Origin of the sequence: Joostella sp. (assembly GCF_048266025.1) — a bacterium.
GTDB lineage: Bacteria > Bacteroidota > Bacteroidia > Flavobacteriales > Flavobacteriaceae > Galbibacter > Galbibacter atrarenae.
The window spans coordinates 403518-421699 of record NZ_JBLXAF010000001.1; the positions used below are offsets into that span (position 1 = coordinate 403518).

Below are 18182 nucleotides of genomic sequence, written 5' to 3' on the forward strand. Positions count from 1 at the left end.
AGTTATGAACGAAGAAACACAATTTATATTAGATACCGCCAAAGAATCTATGGACGGTGCGCTAAAGCATTTAGAGAAGGAGTTTGTAAACATCCGTGCCGGTAAAGCTAGCCCAGCAATGGTTGGTAGCGTTATGGTAGATTACTATGGTTCTCCAACTCCACTTAGCCAAGTTGCCAATATAAATACCCCAGACGGAAGAACAATTTCTATCCAGCCATGGGAAAAAGGAATGATTCAGCAGATAGAAAAAGGAATCATGATTGCCAACTTAGGGTTTAATCCTATGAATAATGGTGATATGGTGATTATTAACGTTCCACCGCTTACAGAAGAAAGAAGAAGAGACTTAGTAAAACAAGCAAAAGCTGAAGCTGAAGATGCTAAAGTATCTATAAGAAGTGCTAGACAAGAGGCTAATAAAGAAATAAAAAAATTAGATATCTCTGAAGATCTTAAAGCAAATGCAGAAGTAGATGTACAAGCATTAACAGATGAGTACATCAAAAAAACTGATGCTAGTTTAGCTACCAAAGAGAAAGAAATAATGACAGTTTAATTTTAGTTAAACTTTCAATAAAAAATTAAAGCGGCTCCAAGGAGTCGCTTTAATTTTTTGTAACATTACAAGATATTTTCAAAAGACCCGTTTCTAATAAATGAAAAATAAAGCGTCCTTTATTTTAATACTATTCTTACTACTGGCAAACGCAAGTTTTGCCCAAGATATCATATCTGGAAGAGTACTATCTGAAGAAAATGCTACCCCGCTTCCATTTGCCACCATTGTTACTAATAATGGCAAAAACACAATTACTAATTTAGATGGAGAATTCTCCATTTTTAAGACTGATAGCCTCCAAATTCTAACTATAAGCTACATTGGCTATAAGCCAAAAAAGCAAGCAATCTTCTCCAACGATGATATTACTATAATTCTAGAAAAAAATATCGAAGAATTAGATGAAGTAATTTTAAGAGAAAAAGGAACAGATGGCTTAGCTATTATAAAAAAAGCAATTGAAAATCGTGAGAATAACAACCCTGAAGACATCCTAAACACATATTCTTACGACAACTATAGTAAACTAATTATTACTGCTGATAAAGATTCTATCAACGGAACAATCGATTCTATATTTAAGGTAAAGAGAAATGATAGATTAAAATTTAAAAAAATAGATTCAACTAACTATCAGCTAAAAAAGCAACTCGAAAAGTCTCATTTATACATTATTGAAAAAGCTTCTAAATTTTTGTATTCTAAACATAAAGGGGAGCGAGAAAATATCATTGGGACACATATGGCTGGTTTTAAGAAACCAATCTATGAAGCGTTAGCTCTAGAAATGCAATCTTTTTCTTTTTACGACAATCATTATAAAGTATTCGGAACCGAATTTGTAAGCCCACTTGGAAAAAATGCATTAAAAACATACAATTATAAAATTTTAGATACCGTAAACGAACAAAATCGTGATGGCTATATAATTCATTATTTCCCTAAAAAAGATAAAGAAAGAGTAGGCTTAGAAGGCGTTTTATATATCGACACAAAAAGCTATGCAATTCAAAAAGCCATTTCTCAATTAAATGCTGCAATAGATGTTCAAGCCGTACAAAACTATACTTATTTTGAAAAGGAAAATATATGGTTTCCTTCCAAAAGTAATGTTATGGTCGGAAAAGGAGAAAACAATAATGTAGTTACCTTATTTGGAAAATTAAGGATAGCCTCTAGCTCTAAAATGGAAGATTCTACTTTTGTGAGCACCAATCCTGATGATATTACTAAACATATTTATCTTATTGCAGAAACGAATAATTCTAATATCAACCTCAATCAACCAGTAACAATAGAAAGGAGAGACACTGCAATTGATCTTCTAAACGTAGCTGCAGATAGAGAGGAAGATTTTTGGAGAAGCTATAGAACTGATAGTATTACTGATAAAGAAAAAGAAACTTACATAGCAGTAGATAGTTTAGTGGAAGCTAATAACTACGAAAAGAAACTATCTTTTATAAGAAAAGTGATGGTGGGATATGTGAGTACAAAATATATTGATTTTGATTATAAATCATTACTAAAGTTCAATAGGTATGAAAACTTTAGACTTGGACTAAGTGCTGTAACCAATAATAATTTCTCTACAAAATATAAAATACATGGTTATGGTGCCTATGGAACGAAAGACGGAGAATTTAAGTATGGTTTTGGCGCAGAAAGGAGATTAGATAAATATGATGACACCCGAATTGGAATAAACTATAAAGACGACTTAGTAGAAACTGGAAGTTTAACTTTTATTACTGACGGAAGGGCTTTTTATTTATTTGAACCGAGACTATTTAACATTAGTCAGTTTCATAAAGTAAACGACATAAGTGCTTATGTAACCCATGATTTTACACCTAAAATAAGTTCTAGATTCGAGCTCTCTCACCAAGACGTAAAACCTACTTACGATTATACTTTTACCAATAATGGGCAAACCTATGAAACTTACCAAACAAGCTCCATTACAGCTGCAATTCAATGGAACCCATTTAATAAATACATGCAAACTAATGAAGGTAAAGTTATTATAGAAAACAAATACCCACAATTTACCTTACAAACTACTCAAGCGCTTAGGAATCTATTTGACAGTGATTTAAGCTTCTCAAAAGTAGCTATGAGAGTCATGCATGAAATAAGTCCACTCAACAAAGGAAAAACAACATTTCTATTTGTTGGAGGGATAGGATTTGGCGACCTCCCAATAACAGAATTGTTTAACACCTCTCCAAACCAGCCAGACGGAGAAGTAATATTAGACAGATTTTCTGTTGCTGGACGTGATAGTTTTGAGACTATGTACTTTAATGAGTTTTTCTCTGATAGATATGCTGTCTTACAAGCAAAACACTACTTTAAGCGTTTCAATATTACAAAGAATTTTAGGCCAGAATTGGTGCTAATATCAAGATTCGCAATAGGGAATGTATCCGAAAGGCAACAACATGAGGGAATCGATTTTAACTCTTTAGAAAACGGATATTTAGAAAGCGGGATAGAAATAAATAAAATTCTCAAAGGTTTCGGACTCAACTTTATGTATAGGTACGGAGCCTATCACTTACCTAATTTTGATGACAATATCTCCTTTAAGTTTACCTACTATTTTAGTTTAGGTTTTTAGGCACATTCGCAGAGGTTTTCTACCTTTGCATTGAAATTTTTTTTGATGATAAACAAGATCAGTAAAGGCTTTTGGAAGAAAACAGCTAGAATAATTCTTCGCAATCGCATCGTTATTTTGTTGATTCTACTTGGAATCACTGTTTTCCTTGCTATGCAGTGGAAAAATATGCGCTTCACTTTTACAGAAGCTAATCTACTTCCAGATCACCATCCGGTAAATGTAGAATACAATAAGTTTCTTGACGCCTTTGGGGAAGAAGGAAACCTAATAATCATCGCTATAAAAGATGATAGCCTGTTTACTCCTGATAATTTTAATGAATGGAATAAACTGAGTAAAAAGCTGCAAGCAAAACCTGAAGTAGACCTCGTAATATCTACAGACAACCTTCAGAAACTAGTAAAAAATACTGAGAAGCAACAGTTTGAAATGGAACCTTTAATTAAAGGGGAAATTAAAAACAATGTTGAAATAGATAGTTTAAAGGAGGAGTTATTCCATAGACTTCCATTCTATGAAAGCCTTCTTTACAATAAAGAAACACACACTATAAGAACAGCTATTTATATTGATAAAGAGATTGTAAACACTAGTGTACGTAAAGATTTTGTGCTTAATGACTTTGAACCGCTAATTGACGATTTCGAAGCCAAAACAGGACTTGACGTTAGAGTTTCTGGAATGCCATACATAAGAACACTAAATTCTCAAAGTATCATAGACGAAATAAGTATGTTTATTGGTGCAGCCTTAGGTGTTACTTCTTTAATATTCTTTTTCTTCTTTAGATCCTTTAGAGCTACTTTCATTTCAATGATAGTAGTGATAATTGGAGTTATGTGGGCATTTGGAATCTTAGGTCTACTTCATTATGAAATTACAGTTTTAACTGCACTTATACCTCCTTTAATCATTGTTATTGGAATCCCCAATTGTATATTCCTCATCAATAAATATCAACAGGAGGTTCAAAAACACGGAAACCAAGCTAAATCACTACAGCGTGTAATATCTAATGTTGGGAATGCTACATTGATGACCAATATTACCACTGCTGCTGGTTTCGCCACTTTTATCATTACAGAGAGTAAGCTTTTAAAAGAGTTTGGTATCGTTGCTTCTTTAAACATATTTGCAATTTTTGTATTATCGTTACTTATAATTCCGATTATATACAGTTTTATGCCTTTGCCTAAAACAAAGCATTTAAAACATTTAAACACAAGGTGGATCAACACATTTGTTGGTTGGATGGAAAACACTGTCCGTAATCATAAAATTGCTGTATTTATAGTTTCCCTATTAGCTTTAATTAGTAGCATCATAGGTATTTATCAAATTAGAATCTCTGGGAGTTTAATAGAAGATATGCCTCAAGACGCAGCTTTCTTTGATGATATTCGTTTTTTCGAAAAAGAGTTTGATGGAATCCTTCCTGTCGAAATAATGGTGGATACAAAGAGAAAAAATGGCGTTTTAAAACTCTCTACTCTTAGGAGAATGGAAGAGCTGGAAGACCTTATTAAAGAGATTCCAGAACTATCAGATCCGATTTCTGTAACTAATTTGGTAAAATACTCCAAACAAGCTTATTATAATGGGAATCCTGATTACTACCAGCTTCCTAATAATCAAGAAAATGCATTTATCCTTTCTTACGCAAAAAAATCTTCTAACAATGCCAATCTACTTAAAAGCTTTGTAGATTCTACCGGGCAAGTGGCAAGAATCACCACTTTTATGAAAGATATTGGTACTGATAAAATGGAAGGGATAGAAGCTGACTTATGGAAAAAAATACACAAAGTTCTTCCTGAAGATCGCTACGACATCACTCTTACTGGGAAAGCATTGGTGTTTATGAAAGGAACGAAATACTTAGTGAAAAATTTAGTGATGTCTCTTGCGCTAGCAATTTTTCTTATTTCTCTATTTATGGCCTATATGTTTAGGTCCTTTAAAATGATCATAGTTTCCTTGATTCCAAATATCCTTCCACTCATAATTACAGCGGGAATGATGGGATTCTTAGGAATACCAATTAAGCCGTCTACAATTTTAGTTTTTAGTGTTGCTTTTGGTATTTCTGTAGATGATACTATTCACTTTTTAGCAAAATACAGACAGGAACTTACAAAGAATCATTGGAACATAAGAAAATCTGTATATAACGCACTAAGAGAAACTGGAGTGAGCATGTTCTACACCTCTATAGTATTATTCTTTGGCTTCTCTGTTTTTATGTTAAGTAGCTTCGGCGGAACAAAGGCTTTAGGAGGACTTGTTTCTTTTACCTTATTAACAGCCATGTTAGCAAATCTAATTTTACTACCTGCCCTTTTATTAGCGCTAGAAAGAAACATAGCAAACAAAAAAGTTCTTAAAAAACCTAATATCGATGTGCTTCCTAAAAGCAGTAAACAGTAAAATTTTTCTTATTAAGAAATAAATCATTGAAAAAAAGTCATTGGCGAATTATTAAAAATTTGCTAATGGCTTTTTTTTATAAGATCTAATCAAGAAAGAAAATATTCATAGGGATTCTAAGTGCTTAGAAATAAAAAAAGCCTGCCGGAAACAAGTTTCCGAACAGACTTTAAGGTTCCCCCAAACCTACAATCTTATATATTTTGAATTGCTTTTAAAGCAATATTTTTTACGAACTATTTTCTACAAAGGTAGAAATTAATATTAAATACACAACAGGAAAAATCCCTATTTTTATATTATAAAATTATCTTAAATTTCTTATTGTTATGTTAAATGTACAAAAAAAATACATTCAACAATTACTAAATACATTAAAATTAATGTATTTAATGAAAAATTAATATTACGTGATAAATAAATAAAATTTTCTAATGGCTATTGAGTTTATATGTAGCTTTAAAATTTTATCTTTGCTTCCTCACTTATTGAAGTAACTCATAATGAAATTAGATAGTATAAAAGAACTACTTGGAGGAGACAAACTTCTTCAAGAGGTGAACGTTAAAGGATGGATCCGTACTTTTAGAAGTAATCGTTTTATTGCTTTGAATGATGGTTCTACGATTAACAACATACAATGTGTTGTTGATTTTGAAAACACTTCAGAAAAAATCCTTAAAGAAATCAATACTGGAGCTGCCGTAAGTATCACTGGTACTCTGGTCGAAAGCCAAGGTAAAGGTCAGAATGTAGAGATTCAAGTAAAAGACATCTCTATATTAGGGCAAGCAAATCCAGATGAATATCCTATTCAACCAAAAAAACACTCTTTAGAATTTCTTAGAGAAAAAGCACACCTTAGAGTACGTACAAGTACTTTTAGCGCTATCATGAGGGTTCGATCTGCGCTTTCTTTTGCTGTTCACCAATACTTTAATCAGAATGGATTTTATTATGTTAATACACCAATAATTACAGGTTCTGATGCTGAAGGTGCTGGAGAGATGTTTAGAGTTTCTTCTTTAGATCCTAAAAACCCACCACTTACAGAAGACAACGAGATAAACTATAAAGAAGATTTCTTCGGAAAGGAAACAAATCTTACCGTTTCTGGGCAATTAGAAGCAGAGACATATGCTATGGGATTAGGGAAAGTATACACTTTTGGACCTACCTTTAGAGCAGAAAACTCCAATACTTCTAGACATTTAGCAGAATTTTGGATGATTGAGCCAGAAGTTGCCTTTCTAGATTTAGACGGGAATATGGATTTGGCTGAAGACTTTATAAAGTATGTTATTAAATATGCTTTAGATAATTGCAAAGAAGATCTTGAGTTTTTAGAAGAAAGATTACTAAACGAAGAAAAAACTAAACCACAGGCAGAAAGAAGCGAAATGAAGCTTACAGAAAAACTTCATTTTGTTCTAGACAACAACTTTAAAAGAGTTAGCTATACAGAGGCTATAGATATTTTAAAGAACTGTAAACCTAATAAGAAGAAGAAATTCAATTATATTATTGAAGAATGGGGAGCAGATTTACAAAGTGAGCACGAGCGTTACCTTGTAGAAAAGCATTTTAAAACTCCAGTGATATTATTTGATTATCCAGCGGACATAAAAGCTTTTTACATGAGAGCTAATGAAGATGGTAAGACGGTAAGAGCTATGGATATTCTTTTCCCTGGTATAGGTGAAATTGTTGGTGGAGCTCAAAGAGAAGAGCGCTACGACGTGCTTATGGAAAAGGTAAAAGCCATGGGAATCGACGAAAAAGAACTATGGTGGTACTTAGATCTTAGAAAATTTGGTACTGCAACTCACAGTGGTTTCGGTTTAGGTTTTGAGAGATTAGTGCTCTTTGCTACTGGAATGACTAACATAAGAGACGTTATTCCTTTCCCAAGAACGCCACAAAGTGCAGAATTTTAGAATAAATTAACACTATACAGTAATAAAACTAGCTTGTGAAGCCATTTCATAAAGCTAGTTTTTTTATTTTTATATAAAGGTTACAAGACATATGCTTAAACAGCACTTACAATTTAAATTATCGCAAAAATTATCGCCGCAACAGATACAGTTAATGAAACTGATACAGTTGCCGACACAAGCTTTTGAGCAACGCTTAAAACAAGAGCTTGAGGAAAATCCTGCCTTAGAAAACGGTAAGGATGATACTACTGATTATGATAATGACGATATCGATAATTCTACTCAAGAAGATGATTATGATAGTGAGTCTATAAATGCTGAAGACATAAATGTTGATGAATATCTTAGTGATGATGAAGTACCTGAATATAGACTACAAGCCAACAACTACAGCAGTGACGATGAAGATAAATCTGTGCCTTATGCAGCGGGAACATCTTTTCACCAACATCTTATAAATCAACTAAACACCTTTAGATTGAATGACGACCAAAGAGATATCGCTGAATTTCTTGTTGGAAGTGTTGATGAAAGTGGATACATAAGAAGATCTGTTCCAGATATTGTAGATGATTTAGCCTTTACTCAAAATGTTTTTACTGAAGAAAGTGAGGTAGAAAAAATATTTCAAGTAGTACAACAGTTAGATCCTGCTGGAGTCTGTGCAAGGGACTTACAGGAATGTTTACTTATACAACTTGACAGGAAAGAACCCACCAAAAGCATAGAACTTGCGTATGAGATATTAGATAAATCTTTTGAGCAATTCACTAAGAAACACTACAGCAAGCTTATACAGAAATACGATATTACTGAAGAAGAATTAAGAGATGCCATTCATGAAATAGAACGGCTAAATCCTAAACCTGGCGGTTCGTATGCTGGTAATAATAGAATTGTAGAACATGTAATTCCCGATTTCACAATTAAAATTATTGATGGGGAGCTGGACCTTTCTTTAAATGGAAGAAATGCTCCAGAGCTACATGTATCTCGTGAGTATAATAACATGCTTAAAGGATATAAAGACACCAAAGCAAAATCTAAGTCGCAAAAAGACGCCGTACAGTTTATAAAACAAAAATTAGATGCGGCAAAATGGTTTATAGATGCTATAAAACAAAGGCAAGAGACACTATATGTCACCATGAACTGCATTATGCATTACCAAGAGGAATATTTTTTAACTGGGGACGAGCGTAAACTTAGACCCATGATTTTAAAAGATATTGCCGACACAATTGGAATGGATGTTTCTACAGTCTCTCGAGTTGCAAACAGTAAGTATGTTGACACTCCTTATGGAACAAAATTGATTAAAGAATTCTTTTCTGAATCAATGAAAAATGATGAAGGAGAAGACGTATCTACGAGAGAAATAAAGAAAATATTAGAAACTGTAATCAATGAAGAGGATAAAAGAAAACCACTAACAGATGATAAACTTGCTGTAATATTGAAAGAAAAGGGATACCCAATAGCTAGAAGAACTGTAGCAAAATATAGAGAACAACTTAACATCTCTGTTGCCCGCTTAAGAAAAGAAATTTAATGCGATTATTCTCAAAGTTAATTAGCCACATCTTTAATCCTATTTTCTTACCGCTAGCAGGTACGATACTGTATTTCCTTATATCACCAAAATACAACCCGCCAGAAGCTAGGAAATTAATTCTTTTAGCAATATTAATTATCACCGTAGTAATACCATTTATATTCTTTTTACTATTAAAAAACTTAGGATGGATAACTACAAATAGTCTGAGCAACGTAAAAGAAAGGAAAGTGCCGCTCTATTTATGTATTATATTGATTTATATAACGTTAAAAAAAGTAGCTACAATAAATTTTTCGATAGAACTTTACTTCTTCTTTATTGGCATTTTGGGAGCGCTTATAAGCTGTTTAATTATGGTTTACTTCAATTTTAAAGCAAGTATGCATATGATAGGAATTAGCGGCTTAGCGACGTTTATTTTAGGCCTATCTTTTCATTATGAAATCAATATTACTTTTGGCATTGCATTATTAATCTTGTTGCTGGGAACAATAGCTACCGCACGACTCTATTTAAAGTCTCATAATTATGCTGAAATAATGGTTGGAATGTTTTTAGGAGTTGTTACCCAGTTCTTAACTTTTGGGTACTGGTTATAATATATAAAATATTAATCCTGCATTAAATATTTTTGGAGCTACAAGCTCACCATCAATAGTATATATATCATCTTCAAATACATTGGTAAGATCGTATTGCGCATAGAAATTCCACGTATTATATCCGAAACTAATATAGATTCCGTATTGCAGGTCTCTTACATCCTTATTTGAGAATTTGATTGTCTCATCGTCTGTAATAAACTTAGAATTGCCAGAAATTAAATAAGATAACTTAACTCCACCATATATTCGCCAAAAACGATAATCTTCTGCTCTTGAAGAACGCCAACGAAATTCAATTGGAATTTCTACAAAACTCATAGAAAGCTTATTTCTACTATAAGAAACATCATCAGGCACTTTTTGATACGTAATAGTGCCATCTGCTTCTTCTGTAGCTAATAAATCACTATAAATAGCATTAAAAGATAATCCGGCTCCAATACCTAACCCAATATTTCTTCTCCTATTAATTGGTAAATCCTTAATAAAACCTCCAATAATTCCATAAGAGAAACTGCTTTGACCTATATCGCTAGGCGCTTGTGTTAACAAGTTATAATTAATACCGAAATAAAACTGGTCTTCAAAATACTTTTCATCTGCTTCTACCACTACAAGAGAATCTTGTTGCGCCCAAAGCAATGAGTTAAAGCATAATAAAAAAAAGAAAATAATTCTTTTCAATGAATTCAGTTTTAATGATTTATAAAAGTAATTAAAATAAAAAACGCTTCATATCCAATTGGAAAGAAGCGTTTTTTAAATATAAGTTTAACCGAAATGGATTATTACTTTAAGTTTTGAAAAGCACTACCACCTTTGGTAGTATAGTTAATTTTTAATGCATTAACTTTTCTCAATTCTTGTTTAATATCCGAAACGAGTCCCATATTGGTTTCGTTATCAACTTTCAAAGCAGTTGTAAGTACGTTTTGTAACTCCTCACGCTTTGAAGCTCTTTCAGCAAGTACATAGTTAGCTACCTCAGAAACATCAGCAAATTTATCATTCAATTGAATTTTTGCTGCTGTTCCAAATTTCTCTTGGTAACGTTGACTAGGTTTACCTGCATAGATATAAATTACCCTGTCTTTTTTATCAAGCTTTTGAACTTGATCAGCATAAGGCAATTCATTTTTAACCATAAGAGAACTATCTTTCATTGTGGTAACCGTCATGAAGAAAAATAACAACATGAAAACGATATCCGGCAATGATGCGGTTGAAACCGCAGGTAAATCCCCTTTCTTTTTCTTTGTGAATTTTGCCATAATAGCTTGTACTAATTTAATTAGTTATTTTTTGGTTCAGCCTCAGATAATTTTTGAGGATACATTTTCTGAATACGCTCTAACTTAGGCTTAAGCTCATCTTTAATAGCATCTGAAGTTTTAGGATCTAAATAAGTATCATTCATTTCCGTAAAATCTCTACCATAAAGTCTTTGCGCTTCTCTGTTTCTCAACTCATTATAAGCAGCTACCAATTCATTCTGTACTGCTATATACGTCCCATATTCAGTTAATCTATCATTCTGTAAAGAAATAATAGCTTTACTTGGGTGATCTGAAGACTCAGGATTTTTTGCTCCTTTACAATAGTCGCAAGGCTCTCCTTTTTCTCCTGTTCCTCCACCATTATCCAAAAATTTTACAGCAGCTTCGCGAAGGTTTTTAAGGTCCATCACTTCTTCTTCAACAAGTAAGTCGTTATTTTTATTAACAACTACCGTAAAGATATTTTTCTGCTTAATAATTGGCGGATTTTCTGGCGGCTCTATTGGTGGCAACTTACGATCTAATCCTGCATCTGTTTCTATAGTTGTTGTTACCAAGAAAAAGATCAGAAGTAGGAAAGCGATATCTGCCATTGAACCTGCGTTAACTTCAGGCGGTGCTCCTCTTCTTGCCATTTTATATTGTTTTTATTGTTATTGTTTCTTAAATCCTCCTACTACCATTGCTAGTATAGCTAGTACAGCCAATATATAGAAAGTCCATAAACCTGCATCAACAGCTTTAACAGTCCCTTCTGTAACATCGATTCCTCTATCTGCCATTTGTTGTAGATTTACATCTGATCCATTAGCAAATACGAAGTAACTAACTAGTACGATTACAGCAAAAGCAGCAACAGAAATTAATGCTTTCTTCAATTTATCTGCATCAGATGCTAGACCTACTATTGAAAAAATAAATGTAATTCCAGCAACAATAACAGTTAACCATATTCCTAGATTAATCATTATACCGATAAAACCTTCGTTGTCGTCATTTTGCGCTATAAGAACCCACAGCACTAATCCGATCACACTAAGTATTATCGCTAATATTTTAGCTATTTTATACATATCATTAATTATATTAAGTGCTTATTATTTTTTGTGATCTACCAACATGTCTACTAAGATGATTGAAGCATCTTCCATGCTGTTAACTATACTATCAATTTTAGCGATAATGTAGTTGTAAAAAATCTGAAGTATAATAGCCACAATAAGACCAAATACTGTTGTTAATAAGGCAACTTGAATATCTCCTGCAATAAGAGATGCATCTAGTCCACCAGCAGCACTAATTTTTTCGAAGGCCTGAATCATCCCGATTACAGTACCCATAAATCCTAACATCGGCGCAATTGCGATGAATAGAGATAACCAAGAAACGTTTTTCTCTAATTGACCCATTTGTACACCACCATAAGCTACAACAGCTTTTTCAGCAGCATCAACTCCTTCGTCAACTCTGTCTAAACCTTGATAATAAATAGATGCAATAGGACCTCTTGTGTTTCTACAAACTTCCTTAGCAGCTTCTACTCCTCCAGACGCTAATGCATCTTCTACTTTCTGAGTAAGCTTTTTAGTGTTTGTAGTTGCCATGTTCAAGAATATAATTCTTTCGATAGCCACAGCTAATCCTAAGATTAAACATAAAAGTACAATACCCATGAAGCCTGCGCCCCCTTGGATAAATTTTTCTTTAAGGACTTGTTGGAATCCTTTTGACTCAGCTGCAGGAGCTTCATCTTGTACTAATGCTGTTGAAGCATCATCAATAGCAACAATTTCTGAGATTTGATCAGCCACAACTGGAGTTAAATCCTTTGCGTTGGCAGTTGTTGCATTAAAAGCCAATAATCCGGCAATCGCCAGCATAGAGAATAGTCTTTTCATTTCTTCTAAACTTAAATTTGTTCGTTAATAGGGTTAAAGATAAAAAAAAAATGTTATTAAACATTAAAAACTACAGCAGAGAGGAAGGGATTCGAACCCTCGATACGCTTTTGACGTATACACACTTTCCAGGCGTGCGCCTTCGACCACTCGGCCACCTCTCTATATTTCATATAGCTTTAGACTGCCAAATAACGAATTTTTTTTTAGTTGTTAAAATTTATGCCGTTAATTTTAAGACATTTCACCTCTTAAAGGTGTTTCATATATGGTTTTGAACACTTTACGTTGAATATTATTCCCCATAAGATACATTAATTTTGTGATTGCAGCTTCCGTTGTTACATCTTTTCCACTAATAACACCTACTTTTCGTAAGTGAGAACTCGTTTCATACTGTCCCATTATTACACTTCCACCAGAACATTGCGTTACATTCACAATTATCTTACCTGATTTTATGGCCTTTTCTAATAATTCTTCGAACCATTTTTCAGTAGGAGCATTTCCAGCTCCATAAGTTTCTAATATTATAGCCTTTGTATTTGGATTGCATAACAAACAGTTTAATGTACTCTCTGTAATCCCAGGAAATAATTTTACCAAAGCTATATTTACATCCATTTTTTTATGGATCTTCAATTTTTTACGCGTTGGCTTCAACAAATATTCATAATTAACCTTTAAATGAACACCACTTTCCGCCAATGGTGGATAATTTAAAGAAGCAAATGCCTGAAAATGCTCCGCATTTATTTTTGTTGTTCTATTTGCTCTGTATAATTTATATTCAAAATAAAGACAAACCTCTCTAATAACCGCACTATTATTTTTTCTCAATGATGCAATCTGAATAGAAGTTATTAAATTCTCTTTTGCATCGGTACGTAAATCTCCAATTGGAAGTTGAGATCCAGTAAAAATAACTGGTTTTGAAAGATTTTCTAACATAAAGCTTAAAGCAGATGCCGTATAACTCATCGTATCACTTCCATGAAGCACTACAAATCCGTCATAATCTTCGTATCGTTCTTCAATAATCTCCACAATATGAACCCATGAACTCGGATTCATATTTGAGGAATCTATAGGCTCATCAAAAGAAACTGTATTTATATTACAATCTAAAAGGGAAAGCTCTGGGATGCTCTTTAATAATTTATCAAAATTAAAAGCATGCAAAGCACCAGTGGCAGAATCTTTAACCATACCAATAGTCCCTCCTGTATAAATAAGTAATATTCTAGCCTGCAATCGCTTTATGTTTTAAATGATTCGTAACAGGATTAGCATACATGCTTAAAAAATTTTGTAATTCAATTTCATTCGCTGCCTGCACCCTGCGCTTTATACGTCTATTAAATTGTCGCTTTTCTTTGTCTGTATATTTAGACTCAAATCTCGTGGTATTATTAAGCATATCATACGCTAAATAATTAGAAGGCCACAATTTATAATTTAGATGTATTTTTTCATCAATAATATCTGCTAACATCTGAAACTGCTTATTATTAGGCTCTCCGCTATCTCTAATAAGATCTAATTCATCAGAAAGAACATCGCCAGCAGTAATTTGAATACGTTTTTTCTTTCCAGTAACTCCTTTTAATATACTATTAAAATCCTCATTACTCGATTTCACATATTCAATCTCCTTATGTTTCGCCATTAATTCTGGCATTTTCCAGATATCTGTTGGATCGTATTCGTAAGAAATGGCTATTGGAACAATTTTTAATTTCTTAAAATAATCCATCACCTCAGCTTCATCACTAGCTAATGCTAACATCTTCAATACTCCCTGCTGTGTTTGATCATCTCCATTTTTAGTACGCCCTTCTCTTTGCGCTATCCAAACAGATCTTTTTTCCTGCTGAAGTAAATCTCCAATATAGGAAGATACCAACTTAGAACTCTTAAGCATTTCCCTTGGTGACAAATCCCTCTTGATTAAAAAATTTCTATTCAATCGAGATAAAGCCATTAAAAATGGTTTTTTAACAAGGTTATCACCAATTGCAGACGCCGTCATCACCAAATCATGCTCGTACAAAGCGACATTCAATAAAGATGTGTCAAGAATAATATCCCTATGATTACAAACAAACAAGTACGACTCATTTGGATCTAATTTATCAAAACCGGAAGTAAAAAAACCTTCAGAGCTCTTTTCGAGCACCATACGGACACTATTATATATTATCTTAGTTTGGAAATCTCTTATAGAATGACAACTCTTTGCTATCTCCATAATTTCATCTACTTCCTTATCTGGAAACGTAAATTGAAGCATAGCAAGCACCATGGGATGCTTCATGAATTGCAGTAAAGCATCATTTACTTCGGTATCATAATAAGGTCTTATATCGTCTATCGTTATCACTCGATTCTAAGTTTAATGGCAAAAAAACAAAATTTAGTTTACTTTAACTTTAAAAGCTTGTTAAACTCCAAATACTTCTTTAGAGTTATTAGTCGTAGTTGTTACGATTTCTTCCAAAGAACTACCGTAAACATCTACTAATTTTCCAGCTACTTGTGTTAAATAAGAACTTTCATTTCGTTTCCCTCTATATGGAGTAGGCGCTAAATAAGGCGCATCGGTTTCTAAAACTATTTCTGAAAGAGGAATTTCATTTAAAAAAGTATCTATTTTTCCATTTTTAAATGTTACCACACCGCCAATACCAAGTTTCATATTATAAGAAACTGCTTGTTTTGCCTGCTCTAATGTTCCCGTAAAACAATGAAAAATACCATAAAGATTATCTCCCTTTTCACTTTCCAAAACTTCAAAAACCTCATCAAAAGCATCTCGACAATGAATAACTATAGGAAGTTTATATTTTTTCGCCAACTGAATTTGATGCTTAAAAGCTGCTTGCTGTTCTCTTAAAAAAGTTTTATCCCAATAAAGATCTATTCCTATTTCTCCAATAGCATAAAAACTTCTTTTCGCCAGCAACTCTTCAATATGAGCTAACTCCTCTTTATAATTATCTTTTACATGAGTTGGATGCAATCCTGTCATTAAAAAAACATTTTCAGGATAGCTAGCCTCTAACTTTAACATCGCTTCTGTATATGTAGAATCTATTGCAGGCACAAAAAAACGTTCTATTCCTGCATCCATCGCTCTTTTAATCATCTCATCACGATCATCATCAAAAGCCTCACTATATAAATGTGTATGTGTATCTGTAAAAATCATGCTGCAAAAATAATAGTTTAAACGGCTATATTTGCATAAAACTAAAGAGATAATGCAAAGCCTAAAAAAATTCTTATTACAGAAGGGATATATTAAAACCCCGCTAACACTCACTAAAACAAATCATTTTGAAGTTGTAGCTAAAATTAACGGTGTTACTGGAAGGTTTATCCTAGATACAGGAGCGTCAAACACCTGTATTGGCTTTGACTGTATTGAACATTTTAACCTGAAAACAGAAGACTCTGAAGTTAAAGCTGCTGGTGCTGGTGCCACTAATATGCTAACACAAGTTTCTAAAAAGAATGTTTTAGAGATTGAAAGCTGGAAACGGAAAAAGCTTAAAATTGTTCTTTTTGATCTTACCCATGTAAATTCTGCTCTTACAGTTCATAACTCACTTCCTGTTCACGGCATTATTGGAGCTGATGTTCTTAAAAGAGCTAAGGCTGTGATCGACTACAATAAAAAGACGCTTTATTTAAAACCTTAAATATCCTAATCCATTTAACTAATTTTCCTGTAAGTTACCCTCTTTAAAAAGGGGGAATTTCCTGTTGATTTGACACTGTATTATATAGACATTTACACAAATCAACAATCGGGGCCATGAAGACAGACATTAACTACCAAATTAGCAAAAACTCAAACGACATTCATTTAGCGGTTATAATTATTGCTCTTGCAATGATTACATTTCTTCTGAATATATTTTTGGTTTTATCTATTTAATAATCCTATACATATATTAGCCAACCAAAACCAAAAAAACGCCCGAACTAAATTTCAGTTCGGGCGTTTCCTATTTTATAAGTTATTTTTAAAATACTATAACTCTAAAGCCTTCTTAACATTTCCATCCATCAATAACTCTTCAGGACTTTCTAAAGCTTCTTTTATTGCTACTAAGAATCCAACAGACTCTTTACCATCAATAATACGGTGGTCATAAGACAATGCAACATACATTATTGGCGCAATTGCAATAGCTCCATCTCTAGCGATTGGACGCTCTACAATATTATGCATTCCAAGAATAGCACTTTGTGGCGGATTGATTATTGGTGTTGATAACATAGAACCAAAAACTCCTCCGTTGGTTATTGTAAAAGTTCCACCAGTCATTTCATCTACTGTAATTTCACCTTCACGAGCTCTGATCGCTAATCTTTTCACCTCAGCTTCTACACCTCTAAAACTTAAGTTCTCTGCATTTCTAATTACAGGAACCATTAATCCTTTTGGTCCAGATACTGCGATACTAATATCACAGAAATCGTAGCTTATCATTTCCTTACCGTCAATCATTGAATTAACAGAAGGATACATTTTTAATGCACGTACTACTGCCAATGTAAAGAAACTCATAAACCCAAGTCCTACTCCGTGCTTAGATTTAAATTCTTCTTTATACTGCTTACGCAATTCGAAGATAGGATTCATATCCACCTCGTTGAAAGTAGTTAGCATTGCTGTTTCGTTTTTCACAGAAACTAAACGCTCTGCTACTTTACGTCTCAACATTGATAATTTTTTACGCTCAGTACCACGACTTCCAGTACTTGGAGTTCCCATAGAAGGCGTTGCTTTTACAGCATCGTCTTTAGTTATACGTCCGTCTTTACCTGTACCTTTAACTTCTTTAGTATCTACTCCTTTTTCAGCAAGTACTTTTTTTGCAGCTGGACTTGCAGTACCAGTTGCATATGTTTCTTTTTTCTCCGGTGCTTTTTCAGCTGGAGCTGCTTCTTTTTTAGGTTCTTCTTTAGCTACTTTTTCTTCTTTTGGAGCATCATCTCCTCCAGCAGGTTTTTCAGCAGAAGTATCTATTAAGCATACAATTGCTCCTACAGCTACTGCATCCCCTTCTTCCGCTTTTAGTGTAATAATCCCACTAGCTTCCGCTGGCAATTCTAAAGTAGCCTTGTCAGAATCTACTTCAGCAATTGCTTGATCTTTTTCAACATAATCTCCATCTTCAACCAACCATTCTGCGATCTCTACTTCTGTTATCGATTCCCCAGGAGAGGGAACTTTCATTTCTAAAACCATTATTCTTCTATTTAGTTTTATATTTT

Annotated in this window: 16 protein-coding genes and 1 tRNA gene; 7 read left to right on the forward strand and 10 right to left on the reverse strand. The window is 33.3% G+C overall.

Going from position 1 to position 18182, the window contains the following annotated elements; genetic code table 11:
• Positions 1 to 4: 4 nt before the first annotated feature.
• The 6 genes from frr to ACN0TY_RS01735 all read left to right on the forward strand — a co-directional run bounded on the left by frr (position 5) and on the right by ACN0TY_RS01735 (position 9712).
• The gene (gene frr, locus ACN0TY_RS01710) at positions 5 to 559 is read left to right on the forward strand and encodes a ribosome recycling factor (protein ID WP_236957346.1); all 555 of its coding nucleotides are present in this window, start codon (positions 5 to 7) and stop codon (positions 557 to 559) included.
• 100 nt (positions 560 to 659) lie between these two features.
• Positions 660 to 3185, forward strand: a complete 2526-nt coding sequence (locus ACN0TY_RS01715; RefSeq protein WP_417443119.1) for a DUF5686 family protein — start codon at positions 660 to 662, stop codon at positions 3183 to 3185.
• A gap of 45 nt (positions 3186 to 3230) precedes the next feature.
• A complete protein-coding gene (locus ACN0TY_RS01720) occupies positions 3231 to 5615 on the forward strand; it encodes an efflux RND transporter permease subunit (protein WP_417443120.1) in 2385 nt (794 codons plus the stop codon).
• A 503-nt stretch (positions 5616 to 6118) separates the two neighbouring features.
• The gene (gene asnS / locus ACN0TY_RS01725; RefSeq protein ID WP_236957349.1) at positions 6119 to 7552 is read left to right on the forward strand and encodes an asparagine--tRNA ligase; all 1434 of its coding nucleotides are present in this window, start codon (positions 6119 to 6121) and stop codon (positions 7550 to 7552) included.
• A gap of 91 nt (positions 7553 to 7643) precedes the next feature.
• A complete protein-coding gene (gene rpoN / locus ACN0TY_RS01730; RefSeq protein ID WP_417443121.1) occupies positions 7644 to 9107 on the forward strand; it encodes an RNA polymerase factor sigma-54 in 1464 nt (487 codons plus the stop codon).
• Positions 9107 to 9712: a hypothetical protein gene (locus ACN0TY_RS01735; protein ID WP_236957351.1), complete on the forward strand. Its 606-nt coding sequence runs from the start codon at positions 9107 to 9109 to the stop codon at positions 9710 to 9712. Before rpoN ends, ACN0TY_RS01735 begins: the two co-directional genes overlap by 1 nt.
• Here ACN0TY_RS01735 and ACN0TY_RS01740 read toward each other — a convergent pair.
• The 9 genes from ACN0TY_RS01740 to ACN0TY_RS01780 all read right to left on the reverse strand — a co-directional run bounded on the left by ACN0TY_RS01740 (position 9707) and on the right by ACN0TY_RS01780 (position 16104).
• Positions 9707 to 10402, reverse strand: coding sequence for a porin family protein (locus tag ACN0TY_RS01740; protein ID WP_417443122.1), 696 nt, complete (start codon positions 10400 to 10402; stop codon positions 9707 to 9709). The two genes, ACN0TY_RS01735 and ACN0TY_RS01740, sit on opposite strands and share 6 nt — an antisense overlap.
• Positions 10403 to 10506: 104 nt before the next feature.
• Entirely contained in the window at positions 10507 to 10989 is a 483-nt protein-coding gene (locus ACN0TY_RS01745) for an ExbD/TolR family protein (protein ID WP_236957353.1), read from the reverse strand.
• A gap of 20 nt (positions 10990 to 11009) precedes the next feature.
• Positions 11010 to 11630 (reverse strand): ExbD/TolR family protein, encoded by a 621-nt coding sequence (locus ACN0TY_RS01750; protein WP_236957354.1) that lies wholly within the window; start codon positions 11628 to 11630, stop codon positions 11010 to 11012.
• Between the two features lie 18 nt (positions 11631 to 11648).
• Positions 11649 to 12068: a hypothetical protein gene (locus ACN0TY_RS01755; RefSeq protein ID WP_236957355.1), complete on the reverse strand. Its 420-nt coding sequence runs from the start codon at positions 12066 to 12068 to the stop codon at positions 11649 to 11651.
• A 24-nt stretch (positions 12069 to 12092) separates the two neighbouring features.
• Entirely contained in the window at positions 12093 to 12893 is an 801-nt protein-coding gene (locus ACN0TY_RS01760; protein ID WP_236957356.1) for a MotA/TolQ/ExbB proton channel family protein, read from the reverse strand.
• A 76-nt stretch (positions 12894 to 12969) separates the two neighbouring features.
• Positions 12970 to 13057, reverse strand: a tRNA-Ser gene (locus ACN0TY_RS01765).
• A gap of 70 nt (positions 13058 to 13127) precedes the next feature.
• Positions 13128 to 14147 (reverse strand): asparaginase, encoded by a 1020-nt coding sequence (locus ACN0TY_RS01770; protein ID WP_417443123.1) that lies wholly within the window; start codon positions 14145 to 14147, stop codon positions 13128 to 13130.
• Positions 14137 to 15276, reverse strand: coding sequence for a 1-acyl-sn-glycerol-3-phosphate acyltransferase (locus ACN0TY_RS01775; RefSeq protein WP_417443124.1), 1140 nt, complete (start codon positions 15274 to 15276; stop codon positions 14137 to 14139). Before ACN0TY_RS01775 ends, ACN0TY_RS01770 begins: the two co-directional genes overlap by 11 nt.
• Positions 15277 to 15336: 60 nt before the next feature.
• Positions 15337 to 16104, reverse strand: coding sequence for a TatD family hydrolase (locus tag ACN0TY_RS01780; protein WP_417443125.1), 768 nt, complete (start codon positions 16102 to 16104; stop codon positions 15337 to 15339).
• 52 nt (positions 16105 to 16156) lie between these two features.
• Between ACN0TY_RS01780 and ACN0TY_RS01785 the strand changes: the two genes are divergently transcribed.
• Entirely contained in the window at positions 16157 to 16597 is a 441-nt protein-coding gene (locus ACN0TY_RS01785; protein ID WP_417443126.1) for a retropepsin-like aspartic protease family protein, read from the forward strand.
• Positions 16598 to 16932: 335 nt separating this feature from the next.
• On the opposite strand, the gene odhB is transcribed toward ACN0TY_RS01785, so the two are convergent.
• Positions 16933 to 18156, reverse strand: a complete 1224-nt coding sequence (gene odhB, locus ACN0TY_RS01790; RefSeq protein ID WP_417443127.1) for a 2-oxoglutarate dehydrogenase complex dihydrolipoyllysine-residue succinyltransferase — start codon at positions 18154 to 18156, stop codon at positions 16933 to 16935.
• Positions 18157 to 18182 lie beyond the last annotated feature (26 nt).

Excerpts from the sequence above, each read along its gene's own strand:
- frr (WP_236957346.1), top strand. The coding sequence starts at position 5 with ATGAACGAAGAAACACAATTTATATTAGATACCGCCAAAGAATCTATG.
- rpoN (WP_417443121.1), top strand. The coding sequence starts at position 7,644 with ATGCTTAAACAGCACTTACAATTTAAATTATCGCAAAAATTATCGCCG.
- ACN0TY_RS01720 (WP_417443120.1), top strand. The coding sequence starts at position 3,231 with ATGATAAACAAGATCAGTAAAGGCTTTTGGAAGAAAACAGCTAGAATA.
- asnS (WP_236957349.1), top strand. The coding sequence starts at position 6,119 with ATGAAATTAGATAGTATAAAAGAACTACTTGGAGGAGACAAACTTCTT.
- ACN0TY_RS01745 (WP_236957353.1), bottom strand. The coding sequence starts at position 10,989 with ATGGCAAAATTCACAAAGAAAAAGAAAGGGGATTTACCTGCGGTTTCA.
- ACN0TY_RS01750 (WP_236957354.1), bottom strand. The coding sequence starts at position 11,630 with ATGGCAAGAAGAGGAGCACCGCCTGAAGTTAACGCAGGTTCAATGGCA.
- odhB (WP_417443127.1), bottom strand. The coding sequence starts at position 18,156 with ATGGTTTTAGAAATGAAAGTTCCCTCTCCTGGGGAATCGATAACAGAA.
- ACN0TY_RS01785 (WP_417443126.1), top strand. The coding sequence starts at position 16,157 with ATGCAAAGCCTAAAAAAATTCTTATTACAGAAGGGATATATTAAAACC.
- ACN0TY_RS01760 (WP_236957356.1), bottom strand. The coding sequence starts at position 12,893 with ATGAAAAGACTATTCTCTATGCTGGCGATTGCCGGATTATTGGCTTTT.
- ACN0TY_RS01715 (WP_417443119.1), top strand. The coding sequence starts at position 660 with ATGAAAAATAAAGCGTCCTTTATTTTAATACTATTCTTACTACTGGCA.
- ACN0TY_RS01755 (WP_236957355.1), bottom strand. The coding sequence starts at position 12,068 with ATGTATAAAATAGCTAAAATATTAGCGATAATACTTAGTGTGATCGGA.
- ACN0TY_RS01780 (WP_417443125.1), bottom strand. The coding sequence starts at position 16,104 with ATGATTTTTACAGATACACATACACATTTATATAGTGAGGCTTTTGAT.
- ACN0TY_RS01735 (WP_236957351.1), top strand. The coding sequence starts at position 9,107 with ATGCGATTATTCTCAAAGTTAATTAGCCACATCTTTAATCCTATTTTC.